This is a genomic window from Streptosporangium sp. 'caverna' (assembly GCF_003203775.1).
Lineage (GTDB): Bacteria > Actinomycetota > Actinomycetes > Streptosporangiales > Streptosporangiaceae > Streptosporangium > Streptosporangium subroseum.
The window spans coordinates 3,654,768-3,667,253 of the sequence record NZ_CP029711.1 but is presented as its reverse complement, the minus strand read 5'-3'; the positions used below and the strand labels follow the sequence as shown (position 1 = coordinate 3,667,253).

General features: G+C 71.7%; 10 protein-coding genes. 4 read left to right on the top strand and 6 right to left on the bottom strand.

Translation table 11 applies throughout. The annotated features are described in order from the left end of the window. Window positions 1-7 precede the first annotated feature (7 nt). The 3 genes from DKM19_RS16135 to DKM19_RS16125 form a co-directional block, all read right to left on the bottom strand. Entirely contained in the window at window positions 8-982 is a 975-nt protein-coding gene (locus DKM19_RS16135; protein WP_110696392.1) for a nucleoside hydrolase, read from the bottom strand. 54 nt (window positions 983-1,036) lie between these two features. Then, a complete protein-coding gene (locus tag DKM19_RS16130; RefSeq protein WP_110696391.1) occupies window positions 1,037-1,513 on the bottom strand; it encodes an Lrp/AsnC family transcriptional regulator in 477 nt (158 codons plus the stop codon). A gap of 128 nt (window positions 1,514-1,641) precedes the next feature. Continuing rightward, complete coding sequence (locus tag DKM19_RS16125; protein WP_110696390.1) at window positions 1,642-3,240, bottom strand: ATP-binding protein; 1,599 nt, start codon at window positions 3,238-3,240, stop codon at window positions 1,642-1,644. A 168-nt stretch (window positions 3,241-3,408) separates the two neighbouring features. Between DKM19_RS16125 and DKM19_RS16120 the strand changes: the two genes are divergently transcribed. Beyond that, window positions 3,409-4,362: a pirin family protein gene (locus DKM19_RS16120; protein WP_110696389.1), complete on the top strand. Its 954-nt coding sequence runs from the start codon at window positions 3,409-3,411 to the stop codon at window positions 4,360-4,362. A 120-nt stretch (window positions 4,363-4,482) separates the two neighbouring features. Here the strand turns inward: DKM19_RS16120 and DKM19_RS16115 are convergent, their stop codons facing one another. Further along, the gene (locus tag DKM19_RS16115; RefSeq protein ID WP_110696388.1) at window positions 4,483-6,744 is read right to left on the bottom strand and encodes a xanthine dehydrogenase family protein molybdopterin-binding subunit; all 2,262 of its coding nucleotides are present in this window, start codon (window positions 6,742-6,744) and stop codon (window positions 4,483-4,485) included. A gap of 66 nt (window positions 6,745-6,810) precedes the next feature. Here DKM19_RS16115 and DKM19_RS16110 point away from each other — a divergent pair, with 66 nt between their 5' ends. The 3 genes from DKM19_RS16110 to DKM19_RS16100 all read left to right on the top strand — a co-directional run bounded on the left by DKM19_RS16110 (window position 6,811) and on the right by DKM19_RS16100 (window position 9,766). Further along, window positions 6,811-7,713: a xanthine dehydrogenase family protein subunit M gene (locus DKM19_RS16110; RefSeq protein ID WP_110696387.1), complete on the top strand. Its 903-nt coding sequence runs from the start codon at window positions 6,811-6,813 to the stop codon at window positions 7,711-7,713. A gap of 5 nt (window positions 7,714-7,718) precedes the next feature. Then, entirely contained in the window at window positions 7,719-8,207 is a 489-nt protein-coding gene (locus DKM19_RS16105; RefSeq protein ID WP_110696386.1) for a (2Fe-2S)-binding protein, read from the top strand. Between the two features lie 149 nt (window positions 8,208-8,356). Then, window positions 8,357-9,766, top strand: a complete 1,410-nt coding sequence (locus tag DKM19_RS16100; protein WP_110696385.1) for an NAD(P)/FAD-dependent oxidoreductase — start codon at window positions 8,357-8,359, stop codon at window positions 9,764-9,766. 172 nt (window positions 9,767-9,938) lie between these two features. On the opposite strand, the gene DKM19_RS16095 is transcribed toward DKM19_RS16100, so the two are convergent. Then, a complete protein-coding gene (locus DKM19_RS16095) occupies window positions 9,939-11,081 on the bottom strand; it encodes an acyl-CoA dehydrogenase family protein (RefSeq protein WP_110696384.1) in 1,143 nt (380 codons plus the stop codon). A gap of 80 nt (window positions 11,082-11,161) precedes the next feature. After that, on the bottom strand, window positions 11,162-12,298 hold the full coding sequence (locus DKM19_RS16090; RefSeq protein ID WP_239514278.1) for a Xaa-Pro peptidase family protein: 1,137 nt from the start codon (window positions 12,296-12,298) through the stop codon (window positions 11,162-11,164). Window positions 12,299-12,486 lie beyond the last annotated feature (188 nt).

Sequence of the window (12,486 nt, the reverse complement as noted above, 5' to 3'; positions counted from 1 at the left end):
CCGCCGGTCAGGAGGACGGTGACGGGAGGCGTGCCAGGTCCGGGCTCTGGTCTTCGATCGTCCTCGCGACCTGGGCGTAGGTGGCCAGGAGGAGGTCCCAGAAGCGGCCGGTGTCGAGGGAGGTGCCGACCAGGGCGTTGGGTGTACGGCCTCCGAGCCGGAAGTCGGTCACGGTCATGCCGGAGGTGAAGCGTCCCGCCGTCTCCACGTCGACGACGGCGGGCTCGACCGTGATCAGCGACGGGTCGATCAGGTACGCGACCGCGCAGGCGTCATGGATCGCGGGCCCGCCGTCCGCGGTGATCACGCCGTAGAACTCCACGCACGGGATGAGCAGGTCGGCGCCGAGCCTGCCCATGGCCCGCATGCGGTCGGCCACCGCCTCCGTGGTCACGGCACTGCGGCTCACGTCAAGACCGATCATGGTCACCGTCCAGCCGGCGCCGAAGACGATCGCGGCGGCCTCCGGGTCGGCGGCGATGTTGAACTCGGCGGCGGGAGAGAAGTTGCCCCGGGTGTAGGACCCGCCGAGGATCGTGAGCCCTCGCGCCCAGTCGACGATCCTCGGCTCCTTGAGCACGGCGAGCGCCACGTTGGTCAGCGGGCCGATGGCGACCAGGGTCACCTCGCCGGGGTCGGCCCTGAGCGTCTCGATGATGAAGTCCACGGCGTGCCCGCCGGTCACCGGAAGCGTCGCCGGGGGCAGCAGCGCACCACCGAGGCCCGAGGCGCCGTGAACCTCGGCCGCGTTCACCCGGGGGCGCAGCAGGGCGCCCGCGCTGCCCGCCGCGATCGGGACGTCGGCGAACCCCAGGAACTCGCGGAGCCGCAACGCGTTGTCGGTGGTCCCTGCCAGATCGACGTTGCCGCCGACCGTGGTGATTCCCAGGATCTCCAGGTCGGGGCTCCCGTGGGCGAGGACGATCGCCAGCGCGTCGTCGATTCCCGGGTCACAGTCGATGACGATCTTTCGGGGGAGCATCCGTTCAGCTTGGAGCAATTGGCCCATAACCGGCAAATCAGAAATGACGGCCGGTCAGGCGCGCTCGTCCGGCTTGACGGCGTCCGGACCCGCCAGCTCCGGGGGGCGGTGCTCGTACGGCGTGCTGAGCACGACCGTCGTGCGGGTGGAGACGTTGGCCGCGGTGCGGATCTGGTTGAGCAGCTCCTCCAGCCCGATCGGCGAGGCCACCCGGACCTTGAGGATGTAGCTCTCGTCCCCGGCCACACTGTGGCAGGCCTCGATGGCGCTCAGATGGGCCAGCCGGTCGGGGGCGTCGTCGGCGGCGGCCGGGTCGATCGGCTTGATGGACACGAACGCGGTGAGCGAGAGCCCGATCGCGTCGTAGTCCACCAGCGCGGCATAACCCCGCAGCACCCCGCGCTTCTCCAGCCGACGCACTCGCTGATGCACCGCCGACACCGACAGCCCGGTCTCCCTGGCAAGATCGGTAAAGCTCATCCGGCCATCCCTGGCCAGTAATGTCACGATTTGGCGGTCGATCTCCTCCACTCGATCAACGGTAACGGCACCCGGAGGTCATACGTGCCGCCCCATGGTCACGGCATGGTCCCAAACCGCGTTCGGTCCCCGGTGGGACCGGCGTTCCGCCCGTGCGAACAGGCCCGCACGAGCGGATGTCAGGCGATGCCCCCGGAGGCCGCCACGGTCTCTCCGGGAACCTCCGCCCGCGGCGGGCCGGCCGTGACGGGCAGGGTGATGACAAAGCGGGTCCCGCCCTCGAACTCGGTGTCCAGCCAGATCTTGCCGTGGTGGTGTTCCACGATCTTCCGGCAGAGTGCCAGGCCGATTCCCGTGCCCTCGTAGGCGTCCCGCTGATGCAACCGCTGGAAGATCACGAAGATCTTGTCGGCGAAGTTGGGCGGGATGCCGATCCCGTTGTCGGTCACGGTCATCCACCACTCCCCGTCGCGCTCCTCGGCCTCGATCCGGACGCGGGGCGCACGACCGGGACTGCGGAACTTCAGGGAGTTGCCGATCAGGTTCTGCCAGAGCATCACGAACTTGGTCCGGTCACCGACCACCACGGGCAGGTCTCCGACCTCGACCTCCGCCTCGGACTCCTCCATCGCGGCCGAGAGGTTGGCCAGGGCCCGCTTGACCACGTCGTTCAGATCCGTCTCGACGGGATCCTGGTTGACCCGGCCCACCCGGGAGAAGGTGAGCAACTCGTTGATGAGCACCTGCATGCGCTTGGCCCCGTCGACGGCGAAGTCGATGTAGGTGTTGGCCCTGTCGTCGAGCTGGGAGGCGTAGCGCTGCTGCAGCATCTGGCAGAAGGAGGCGACCTTGCGCAGCGGCTCCTGCAGGTCGTGGGAGGCCACGTAGGCGAACTGCTCCAGCTCGGCGTTGGAGCGTTTCAACTCCTCGGCCTGCGTGGCGAGCCGCTGCCGGGAGACACGGGTCTCCTCGAGCTCGGTGACGATCCGCCTGCGCATCGCCTCCATGTCGCGGGCCAGCTCCGCGAGGTCGGCGGGCCCGCCGGTGTCGACGTGATACTCGAAGTCCCCGCTGGTCACCCGGCGCGACGCCTCCCTCAGACGGGCCAGGGGGCCGAACACCGCGATCCGCAGCAGCACGGCCACCGTCACGATGGTGATCAAGAAGGCGAGCAGGATGGCGAAGAAGGTCACGTCCCGCGTCCGGCGGGCGTCCGTCAGCTCGGCGTGCGCGCTCTCCCTGGCCTGGGACCAGGCGGCGTTCTGGGCTCCGAGCGCCTTTCTGACCAGGTCGAAGGCCCGCTTGCTCTCCTCGGTCTGATCCGCGCTGACCGCCTCCGGCCCGGAGCTCCTGACGTCCGCGATCATCGGTTCCGCGTATCGGGAGCGCCATTCGCCGGTCAGCCGCTCCACGTCGTCGAGTCTGCGCAGCAGGGCCGTCGCCGGTCTCAGTGCCCTGATCTGTCCCGACGTGACGAGTTCGTCGCGACGGCCGACCGTGTACGGCTCGAGGAACTCCTCCTTCCTCGTGAGAACAAAGCCTCGCATCCCGGTCTCCTGGTTCACCAGGGTCGTCTGCAGGCGCTCCGCCTGGATCCTGCCCACCGAGATCTCGTCGATCAGGCGGTTGGACGCGTTCGCCGCGTTCTCCAGGGCCATGGCGCCGACGACCGCGGACACGGCGAGCAGCACGGCCATGGCGAGCAGCACGACGTGGAACCACGTCTGGGCGCTCCAGCGGCTCTGCCGAGATCCGGAAGGAGGTGTCTCGGTGATCATTTCCTCATCTCACAGAACGCTCGTCTCGCAGAAGACCGATCTCGCCGGAACGGCGAAACCCGGCGGTTGACGCAAGATACCGGAACGAGTCAACCTCGTCGACGATACGGACATTCTCCCGTCCGGGCCGCGCGCTCTCCTCACGAGGCCGGGTCGTAAAGTCCTGGGATGAGCAATCTGGAGCAGGACCCGCAGGAGTCGGTGTGCGGCGGCCTCGCCGACGTGGCGACGGAACCGGTGAGCGAGCTGCTGATCGGCCGCGACGTGGTACTGGGCGGCCCGCGAGGCATGAAGGTCACCAGGACCCTCCCGAACCGGGATATCCGCATGGTGGGCGCGTGGTGCTTTGTGGACCACTACGGGCCGGAGAAGGCGACCATGCGCGTCGCGCCGCACCCCCACACCGGCCTCCAGACCGTCAGCTGGCTCCTGGAGGGAGAGGTCCTGCACCGTGACAGCGTCGGCAGCGAGCAGCTGATCCGGCCGGGCCAGCTCAACCTGATGACCGCGGGCCGTGCCATCTCCCACTCGGAGGAGTCTCCCTCCGGGGTCGATCTGCACGGGGTCCAGCTGTGGGTGGCGCTTCCCTCCGCCGACCGCGAGGTGGCCCCGGCCTTCGAACACCATGCCGCGCTGCCCACGCTGACCGCGCCCGGCGTCAGGGTGACCGTCATCATGGGTGAGCTCGGCGGGGCCGTCTCCCCGGCCCGGATCTACAGTCCCCTGGTCGGGGCCGAGGTGACCCTCGACGCGGGAGGCGAGATCCTGCTCCCGCTCCGCCCGGACTTCGAATACGCCGCGCTGACCCTGTCCGGCGAGGTTCGGGTCGACGGGACCGATCTCGGTCCCGGGCCGCTGCTCTACCTCGGCACCGGCCGCTCCGGGCTCAGCCTGCGGGCCGAGCGGCCGGGCCGGGTCCTGCTCCTGGGCGGCGAGCCGTTCGAGGAGGAGATCGTCATGTGGTGGAACTTCGTCGGGCGCAGCCACGAGGAGATCACCAGGTTCAGGCGGGAGTGGATGGAGGGTGACGAGTTCGGCACGGTGACGGGCGTGAACGACCCCCCGCTGCGCGCGCCGGAGCTCCCCGCGGTCCCGATGAAGCCTCGCGGGCGCCGTCGCTGAGACCCCGCGAGCACGGGTCCGGGGCCCGCTACGACTTCCTCTCCGCGGATTCGCCCGTGGTCAGGCCGGTGGCGCGCCCCACCGCCGCTGAGGCCCCGCGCGCGGGGGGATGCCACCTGATCACGCGGTCGCGCCGGTCATGGCGCGCCAGACCGCCTCCGGGGTGAGCGGCATGTCGATGTGGTCGACGTCGAGGGCGTCACACACCGCGTTGACCACGGCCGGAGGCGTTCCGATGCAGCCGGCCTCCCCCGCGCCCTTCGCCCCGAAGGGACCGTTGGGGTTGGGCGTCCGGGTCTCCTCAAGCGTGAGGGGCGGCATGTCGGCGGCGGTGGGCAGCAGGTAGTCCAGCAGCGTGCGGGCGAACGGCGTGCCGTCCGCGTCGTGGAGGGCGTCCTCGTACAGCACCTGGCCGAGTCCCTGCGCGATCGAGCCCTGCCCCTGCCCCTCCACGATCATGGGGTTGACCACGACCCCGTAGTCGTCCACGGCCACCAGCCGCCGCACGCCGACGGTGCCCAGCTCGGGATCGATCTCGACGACGGCGACGTAGGCGCCGAACGGGAACGCCTGCGGGGGACGGAAGCGCTCCTCGGTGCGGAGCGGGCCCGTCCGGCCGACCAGATCCTCCAGCGTCGTCGACCATTCGCCCGCGATCAGTGTTCCTTCGTGGTAGTCGACGTGCGAGACGTCGATGCCCCAGATGTCGGCGAAGCGCTCGCGCGCCTCCGCGATCAGGCTCTCCGCCGACCGCCACAGCGCGCCCCCGCCGACCTGCATGGACCGGCTGCCGAAGCTGCCGACTCCGTAGGGCACCTCACGGGTGTCGCCCTCGATCACCCGTACGCGCTCGATGCCGAGGCCGAGCGCGGACGCGACGACCTGGGCGAAGGAGGTCAGATGGCCCTGCCCGGTGGGGGTGGAGCCGCAGCGGGCCACCACCGTGCCGTCGGCGCAGACCTCCACGCTGCCGTACTCGTCGGTGTCGGGCGCCCCGCCGGACCGCTCGACGTAGACGGCCATGCCGATGCCGAGCGGCGGCCCGCCCCCGGCGCGGCGCCGGGCCTGTTCCGCGCGCACGTCGGCGTAACCGGCGACGTCCAGCGCCAGGTCGAGTGCCCTGGCGTAGTCGCCGGAGTCGTAGAGACGGCCCGTCGGCGTCCGGTAAGGGAACTGGTCGGGGCGCAGGAGGTTGCGCCGCCGCAGCTCCGCGGGATCCATGCCCAGCCGGCGCGCCATCAGGTCCACGGTCCGTTCGATGGCGTACGCCGCCTCGGGGCGGCCCGCGCCGCGGTAGGCGGCGGTGGGGGCCGTCGTGGTGAGCACCGAGCGGAGATGGGCGTGCACGCGCGGCGTACGGTAGGGGCCCCCGCTCATCGCCGCCGTCATCGCGGGCACGAACGCGCCCGAGTGCGGATAGGCGCCGACCCCGGCATCGATCTTCAGCTCGTAGGCGAGGAACGTCCCGTCGGTGTCGGCGGCCAGCCGTACCCGCTGCCGCTGCCCGCGCCCGCGGGTGGCGGCCAGCATCGCCTCGTTCCGGTCCTCGACCCAGCGCACCGGCCGGTCCAGCAGCCGGGCGAGATAGGCGACGACCACGTATTCGGGGTAGATCTGGCTTTTGGCCCCGAACGCGCCGCCCACCGAGGGCACCACCACCCGCACCTCGTCGGGTTCCAGTCCGAACGTCCCGGCCAGGTCGGCACGGAGGCGATGCTGGGCCTGGTGGGACGCCCACACGGTCAGCCCGCCGCCGGTCTCGGGGCGCACGAGCACCGCCCGTGCCTCCAGTGACGTGGGCAACAGCAGTTGCTGCCGGTATTCGGCCTCGACGACGACCGGGGCTCCGGCGAACACGTCGTCGGCGGGCTCGCCGAAGTCCTCCTCCCGCGCGAGGTTGGCGTGCCCGTCGCCGGGACGGCGATCGCGGTCGGGAAACAGCCAGGGGGCGTCGTCGTCCAGGGCCTGGGCCGCGTCGGTCAGCGGCGGCAGGGGGTCCACCTCGAGGCCGATCCGCTCCACGCCGTCCTCGGCCTGCGCCCGCCGCTCCGCCGCCACCACGGCGATCGGCTCGCCGGCGTAACGCACGATGCCCCTGGCGAGGGCGGGCCGGTCCAGCGCCGCCTCCCGTCGCGGCCCGTCCGGCGGCGCGGGCAGGGCCGGCAGATCGGGCAGGTCGGCGGCGGACCACGCTCCGACGACGCCGGGCACCTCACGGGCGGCGGAGACGCGGGCCTCACGCAACCGCCCGTGCGCCACGGGGCTGCGGGCGAAGGCCACCTCGACCGTGCCGGGTTCACGCAGGTCGGCGACGGTGACCGCCCTGCCGGTAAGAAGATCGTGATCCTCTCGGCGAGGCACTCGGCTACCGATGTACGTCATGTTTAGCGGCCCCCTGACCTGGTAGGACTCAAATATGTCCATACCCCGGCGATCGGGGGCCAGTCGGTGAAGCCGGCTCCGTTCGCCTACCAGGCAGCCCGCTCCGTGGACGAGGCCGTCGCGTCGCTCGACGAGCACGGATCGGCCGCGAAGGTGCTCGCCGGCGGGCAGAGCCTGATGCTCGACCTGCACTACCGGCGGACCCGTCCCGCCCTGCTCGTCGACGTCAACGGCGTGGAGGAGCTGGTGGGACACGGCGTCGAGGACGGGCATCTGGTCCTGGGCGCGCTCGTACGCCACGCCGACCTGGAGCGGCCGGTGGTCGAGGACCCGGTCGGCGCGCTGCTGGCACGTATCGCCCCCTACGTGGCGCACCCGCCGATCCGGGCGCGCGGCACCTTCGCCGGCAGCCTCGCCTGGGCGCATCCGGCCGCCGAGTGGTGCGCGGTCGCGGTCGCGCTGGACGCCGAGATCGGGCTCCACGGACCGTCGGGGAGACGCGTGGTGGCCGCCGCGGAGTGGTTCCACGGACCGCACAGAACGGATCGCACCGCCCAGGAGCTGGTCACGGAGGTACGGCTGCCGCTGCTCGGCGCGGGGACGGGGATCGGCTTCGCCGAGCACCGGCGCACCCACGGCAGCTTCGCGTTCGCGGCCGCCGTCGCCGCCGTGGGAGTCGCCGAGGACCGCATCGCCTGGGCGAGGATCGCGATGGCCAACGCCGGACCGGTGCCGGTGCGCGCGACCACGGCGGAACGGGCGCTGGCCGGGCAGTCCGTGGCCTCCTGCGACGGAGCGGTGAGCGAAGCGGGGGCGGCGGCGGCACGGGAGGCCGATCCGCGGCCCGAACCGCACGGCTCGGTCGAATACCGGCGGCACGTGCTCGCGGTGCTCGTCCGGCGCAGCCTGCGCCAGGCCCTCGGCTCAGCCACAGCCCAGGTCACGCGACCACCTGCGGGAAGGGGGTAAGCCGCATGGAGGTGACGCTCTGGGTCAACGGTGATCGGTACCGCGTCGACGTGGAGCCCCGTGACAGCCTCGCCGACACGCTCCGTGACGACCTCGCCCTCACCGGGACCAACCTCGCCTGCGAGCACGGCGTGTGCGGATCATGCACCGTGCTGGTCGACGGCCAGGCCGTGCGCTCGTGCCTGCTGCTCACGGTGCAGTGCTCCGGCCGGTCGATCCGCACGGTCGAGGGGCTGGCCGTGAACGGAGAGCTGCATCCGCTGCAGGCGGCGTTCGCCGCCGAGCACGGGCTGCAGTGCGGCTTCTGCACCCCCGGTTTCCTCATGCTCTTCGCGGGCGCGCTGGAGAACGACCCGAGACTGGATCACGACGAGCGACGCCTTGAGGAGACGCTCGCCTCGAACCTGTGCCGGTGCACGGGCTACGTCAACATCCGGCGGGCCGTCCTGCGAGCCGCCCGTGAGCTGCGCGGCGAGGCCTCACCCGGCGAGTGACCGGACGGCCCGCCGCCACGGACGCACAGACGGATCACCCTTTCACCGCATCCCTATTGCTTTGCGCCTGCCTCGGGGGTGCAAAGCTGGTATGACCGGCCCCTGGGCCGGCGTACGGTCTGTGGCCCGTCCTTTCTGGGAGGTAAGTCGTGGCGGACGAATTCGATGTGGTCATTATTGGAGCCGGTCCCGCCGGGGAGAACGTTGCGGACCGAGCGGTCCGGGGAGGGCTGACCGCGGCGATCGTGGAGGCGAACCTGGCGGGCGGGGAGTGCTCCTACTGGGCGTGCGTCCCCAGCAAGGCCCTGCTGCGCCCGATCGACCTGATGGGCGAGGTCGGCCGGATACCCGGCCTGACCCTGGGCCCGATCGACGTCGACGCCGTGCTCGCCCGGCGCGACGAGGCCGTCTCGCATTTCGACGACAGCGGCCAGGTCGGGTGGATCGACAGCGTTCCGGCGGAGTTCGTGCGCGGCAGGGGGCGGCTGGACGGCCCGAAGCGGGTCCTGGTGACCGCGCCCGACGGCTCGACCCGGCTGCTGACCGCCCGGCACGCGGTCGTGCTGGCCACCGGCAGCCACGCGGTCGTCCCGCCGATCCCCGGCCTGGCCGAGGCCGCGCCGTGGACGAGCCACGAGGTGACCGCCGCCAAGAGCGTCCCCAGGCGGCTCGTCGTGCTGGGCGGAGGCGTGGTGGCCTGCGAGATGGCCCAGGCCATGCACGGGCTCGGCGCCGAGGAGACGACGGTGCTGGTACGCGGCGGGCTGCTCGGCAAGATGGAGCCGTTCGCCGGGGAGTTCGTGGCGGAGTCCTTCGCCGAGGCCGGCATCGTGGTGCGTACCGGTGTGCAGGCGACGAAGGTGGAACGGCCCCAGCCGGGAGGCCCGGTGACCGTCCACCTGTCCGAGGGCCCGCCCATCGAGGCGGACGAGCTGCTGGTGGCCACCGGCAGGCGCCCCGCGAGCGACGATCTCGGCCTGGAGGCCTTCGACCTGACCGGCGGCCGGCCGGTGGAGGTCGACGACAGCATGCGCGCCACCGCGATCACCGACGGCTGGCTGTACGCCGTGGGCGACGTCAACGGCCGCAACCTGCTCACCCACATGGGCAAGTACCAGGCGCGGGTGTGCGGCGACGTCATCGCCGCGCGGGCCAAGGGCGAGCGCGACGACCTGCCCTCGATGCGCGACGTGGCGGGCGCCCACGGCGCCCCGCAGGTGATCTTCACCGACCCGCAGGTGTGCGCGGTCGGCCTGACCGAGGCCGAGGCCCGCGCGCGGGGGTTCGATGTGCGCGTGGTCGAGTACGACCTGGGGCGGGTGACCGGCGCCTACCTGCTCGGCGACGGTTACCGGGGCAGGGCCAAGGCCGTCGTGGACGAGCGGCGGCGCGTCCTGCTGGGCGTGACCTTCACCGGTCCCGGGGTGGCCGAGCTGCTGCACGCCGCGACGATCGCCGTCACCGGCGAGGTGACCCTCGACCGGCTCTGGCACGCGGTGCCGTCCTTCCCCACCGTCAGCGAGATCTGGCTGCGGCTGCTGGAGGCCTACGGGCTCTGAGCGCCCGGGAGCTCGCAGCTCCGCGACGGAGCCCGGACGGACTCCGCCGCGGGCCTGACGGGCGACCCCCGCGGGACCGGCGAGCTTGACCAGTGGCGTCCTGGGGCCCGGGTCGTCGAAGGCGGGGCCGGAAGCGGCGCGGGGCCGGAGGGACGGCCCCGCCACGGGCTCCCTACTTCGCGAGGGCTCGGCTGATCACCAGGCGCTGGACCTGGTTGGTGCCCTCGACGATCTGCAGGACCTTGGCCTCCCGCATGTAACGCTCGACCGGGAAGTCCTCGACGTAGCCGTAGCCGCCGAGGACCTGGACGGCGTCGACGGTGACCTTCATGCACATGTCGGTGGCGAACAGCTTGGCCATCGCCGCCCGCGTGCCGTACGGCCTGCCCGCGTCGCGCAGCCGGGCGGCGTCCAGATAGAGGGCGCGGGCGGCGGCGACCTGGGTGGCCATGTCCGCGAGCATGAAGCCGATCCCCTGGAAGTCGACGATGCGCGAGCCGAACTGGTGACGCTCCTTGGCGTAGACGGTGGCGGCGTCGAGGGCGGCCTGGGCCACGCCGACGGCGCAGGCGGCGATGCCGAGCCTGCCGCCGTCCAGGGCGGCCATGGCGATGCGGAACCCCTCCCCCTCGGCGCCCAGGAGCGCGCCGGACGGGAGCCGTACCCCGTCGAAGCGGACCTGCGCCGTCGGCGAGGCCTTCATGCCCATCTTCCGCTCGGGCTCGCCGAACGACAGGCCCGCGGTCGAGGAGGGGACGTGGAAGCAGGAGATACCGCGCCCGCCGGTGCCGGAGGTGCGCGCCATCAGGCTGTAGAAGTCGGCGACGCCCCCATGGGTGATCCACGCCTTGACGCCGTCCACGGTGTAGCCGTCGGCATCGGCGACGGCGCGGGTGGTCAGGGCCGCGGCGTCGGACCCGGACTGGGGCTCGGACAGGCAGTAGGCGCCGAGCAGGTCGCCGCCGAGCATCTCCGGCAGCAGCGCCTCACGCTGCTCGGCGGTGCCGTACGCGGCGACGGGGAAGCACGACAGGGTGTGGACCGACAGGCCGAGACCGACCGCCAGCCAGCCGGCCGCGAGCTCCTCGATCACCTGGAGGTAGACCTCGTACGGCTGCGCCGCGCCGCCGTACTCCTCGGGGTAGGGCAGGCCGAGCAGCCCCGCCCGGCCGAGAGTGGTGAACACCTCGCGGGGAAAGCGCCCGGCGGACTCGTCGGCCGCCGCCCGGGGCGCGACCTCCTTGCCGATCAGGTCGCGGACCAGGTCCAGCAGGTCGTGGGCGTCGCCGGTCGGCAGAACGCGTTCAACAGACATCTCCGCACTCTCCAGATCATGGGTGCGAACAACAAAAAAGGGATGACCGGGGTGCCCGGTCATCCCGATTGTGGCATCTGTTACACAATGATGAGTTCGTGAGGTCGGTGGTTGACCCGCTCGCCGCCGTCCTCGGTGCAGATGAGGATGTCCTCGATGCGGGCGCCGTGGACCCCCGGCAGGTAGATGCCCGGCTCGACGGAGAAGGCGAAGCCCGGCGCCATCGGCTCGGTGTTCCCCGCGACGATGTAGGGCTCCTCGTGGGTCTCCAGGCCGATGCCGTGGCCGGTGCGGTGGATGAAGTATCGGCCGTAGCCCTCGGCCTCGATCATCTCGCGCGCGGCGGCGTCGATCGACTCACACGACACGCCCGGCCGTACGGCGTCGCAGGCGGCCTGCTGGGCGCGCTGGAGCACGTCGTAGTACTTCACGAAGTCGGCCGGCGGCTCTCCCACGCAGTAGACCCGGGTCGAGTCGGAGCAGTAGCCGCTGGGCATCTGGCCGCCGATGTCGACCACGACGGGCTCGCCCGCCCCGATGACCCGGTCGGACAGCTCGTGGTGCGGGCTGGCGCCGTTGGGCCCCGAGGCGACGATGACGAAGTCGACCGTCGAGTGCCCGGCCGCGATGATCGCCTCGGCGATGTCCCTGCCGACCTCGCGCTCGGTCCTGCCGGCCCGCAGGAAACCGGGCACCTGAGCGTGGACGGCGTCGATCGCGGCGCCCGCCTCGCGGAGCGCGGCCGTCTCGGCCGGGCTCTTGCGCATGCGCAGGTCGCGCAGGACACTCCCGGCGAGCACCTGCTCGGCGCCGGGGATCGCGGCGCGGAAGCGCAGCGACTGCATCGCCCACATGCGATCCGCCAGGCCTACCCTGCCGACACTGCCGACCTTGCCCAGGCGCGCGGCGACGACCGCGTAGGGGTCGTCGGTCTCGTCCCAGGGGACGAACTCGATGCCGAGCCGCGACGCCGGGGAGTGCTCGGCGGCGGGCAACTCCAGGCGGGGCACCATCAGGAAGGCCTCGCCCGCGGACGGCAGCACGAGGCAGGTGAGCCGCTCGAGCGGCAGCGCCTCGTAGCCGGTCACATAACGAAGATCGGGGCTGGGCGTGAGCAGCAGCGCGTCGATCCCGGCGGCGGCCGTCGCCTCCCGAGCCGCGGCCAGGCGGGTAACAGGATAAAGATCAGAGGACTCCGTTGTCGCATCAATCGTCACAGCGACCAATCTAATCCGGGGCGGATCGACATCGCATCCGGCCCAGGAGCGGAGAGCGAAAGTCCGGAACGGCAGCCGGGAAAGCGAACCCGGCACTACAATCCGTTGAAGTACGATCACATTTTGTTGGCAAAATATCCGTAAGGCCACACATCTCGAGAGCGAGCTACATGGTCGGCGTAGTGGGC

Excerpts from the sequence above, each read along its gene's own strand:
- DKM19_RS16135 (WP_110696392.1), bottom strand. The coding sequence starts at position 982 with ATGCTCCCCCGAAAGATCGTCATCGACTGTGACCCGGGAATCGACGAC.
- DKM19_RS16125 (WP_110696390.1), bottom strand. The coding sequence starts at position 3,240 with ATGATCACCGAGACACCTCCTTCCGGATCTCGGCAGAGCCGCTGGAGC.
- DKM19_RS16120 (WP_110696389.1), top strand. The coding sequence starts at position 3,409 with ATGAGCAATCTGGAGCAGGACCCGCAGGAGTCGGTGTGCGGCGGCCTC.
- DKM19_RS16115 (WP_110696388.1), bottom strand. The coding sequence starts at position 6,744 with ATGACGTACATCGGTAGCCGAGTGCCTCGCCGAGAGGATCACGATCTT.
- DKM19_RS16105 (WP_110696386.1), top strand. The coding sequence starts at position 7,719 with ATGGAGGTGACGCTCTGGGTCAACGGTGATCGGTACCGCGTCGACGTG.
- DKM19_RS16095 (WP_110696384.1), bottom strand. The coding sequence starts at position 11,081 with ATGTCTGTTGAACGCGTTCTGCCGACCGGCGACGCCCACGACCTGCTG.